Origin of the sequence: Nonomuraea sp. NPDC049784 (assembly GCF_040659615.1) — a bacterium.
Lineage (GTDB): Bacteria > Actinomycetota > Actinomycetes > Streptosporangiales > Streptosporangiaceae > Nonomuraea.
In genome coordinates, this window is record NZ_JBFAMX010001141.1 from 1 (window position 1) to 1,697 (window position 1,697).

At 69.4% G+C, this 1,697-nt stretch carries 1 protein-coding gene and 1 pseudogene; both read left to right on the plus strand.

The genetic code is table 11. From position 1 onward, the window contains the following. Window positions 1-435: 435 nt before the first annotated feature. Window positions 436-1,008 (plus strand): GNAT family N-acetyltransferase, encoded by a 573-nt coding sequence (locus tag AB0J09_RS64120; protein WP_360714234.1) that lies wholly within the window; start codon window positions 436-438, stop codon window positions 1,006-1,008. 50 nt (window positions 1,009-1,058) lie between these two features. After that, window positions 1,059-1,697, plus strand: a pseudogene (locus AB0J09_RS64125) (ABC transporter ATP-binding protein); the annotation flags it as partial.

Genomic DNA, 1,697 nt, shown 5'->3' on the forward strand with positions numbered 1-1,697 from the left:
TCCATCGTGATCGCCATCGGGCGACCGCGATGCCGCGTTCGGCGCTCGTCGTAGCCTCGCGCATGTCCGCCCGAAGCCGGGCAAGCGTGGCCATCAGGCTTGATGCCGCCTGACATGCCAGCCGCCGGCCGGTCCAGAGCCTGACTGCCCACCGTCGTCCAGCGCCGCCGGCTACGGTCGTGGCCGCATCCGTCCAGGTGTTGCCTGCACGCATGTCCGGACCCTACGCGCAGACAGCTCAACGGCTGATCAAGTGTGGCTCCCTGTGCGATCAAAGTCGATGTCCTGGCCAGCGGGAGGTCCTTTCTCCCGTTGGGACGGCTGGCGATCGTTGAGGAAGTTCCCGGGAGGGCAACACCGTCGCGGCGAAGGTGATGGGCGAGGCCGACGAACGGCTGGTGCCAGGGCCGCGCCCATTCTCTGGAGTTGCCTGACATGGTCCACATCCGCGCGGCCCGCCACGGCGACGGCCACGCCGCTGAGACGCTGGCCGCCATTGCCCTGGGCGATGCCACCGGCGCCGGCCCTGCGCCTGGCCCGTTCGCCGTGGCGATCGACGAACTCGGCGGTCAGGTCCCGCTGCCCCACGGCGAAGGTCTGGTCTTCGTCGCTTGCCCGGACGTCGACTCTGGCCAGGTGCTCGGGATGCTGTACCTGTGTCCGCCCATCCGGCTCATCGACGACTGCGCCGATCAGGGAAAGCAGGTTCAGCAGCGCTTGGCACAGGCAGTGGCCGAGATCGAACTGCTCGCCGTCACAGCCCAAGCCCGCCGCCATGGGATCGGCAGCTCCTTGTTGGCGGCCGCCGAGGACCTCGTGCGGGACCGGGGCGGCAAGCTCGTCTACGTCAAAGTCCGCCACGATGACGCGCCGCGCCTGCGGTGGTACCGCATCCGCGGCTACCACCTGGTGGCGTCACGGGAGTCGGTGATCTTGGCCGTCGCAGGCACGACGGTCGCTTTCGCTGACGGCGGCGACGGGTATCGCGTGATGATCAAAGTGATCTGAGAGGGGACGCCCGGCAGAAACTGTCAGTCACCATGCCCATACTCTTCGTCATGGCAGAAGAGGCCCTGGACATGGGCGAGATCACGATCTCCGATTGGTACGGCCACGCCGACAAGATGGCCGAAGTCCGCTTCCTCACGATCGCCAGACGCCTGCCCTCGCTTATCCGCCAGGCCATGGGCGTAGCCTGGCAGGCCAGTCCCCGCGACACCCTGTGCGCGGTCATTCTCAACCTGCTCGGCGGCGTCTTCACCGCCTTCGGGCTGCTGGCCACGACGGGCGTGCTCACCGCGCTGTTCACCGCCGGGCCGACCCTCGGCCGGGTCCAGGCTGCGCTGCCGAGCCTCGCCCTGGTCGCCGCGGCCGCCGCGATGCGCGCCACGTTGCAGGCGGGCGCGGGGTGGGCTCAGTCCCGTCTCAACCCGCAGATCTCCCGGCTGAGCGAGGAGGAGCTCTACCGCCAGACCAGCGAGGTTCCGCTGGTCGCCTTCGACGATCCCGACTTCCACGACGCCCTCGAACGCGCCACCTCGCGCGGCATGTACGTCGCCTCGACCGTGGTCACCTCCGCGATCGACGTGCTCACCGCCGCCATCGGGCTCATCGCCGTCGCCGGTGTGCTGGGCGTGCTGCACCCGGTGCTGCTGCCGCTCCTCCTGCTCGCCGTCCTGCCCGACGCCTGGGCCGCC

Bases quoted from the DNA above. Each gene is read 5' to 3' on its own strand.
- AB0J09_RS64120 (WP_360714234.1), top strand. From the start codon at position 436: ATGGTCCACATCCGCGCGGCCCGCCACGGCGACGGCCACGCCGCTGAG.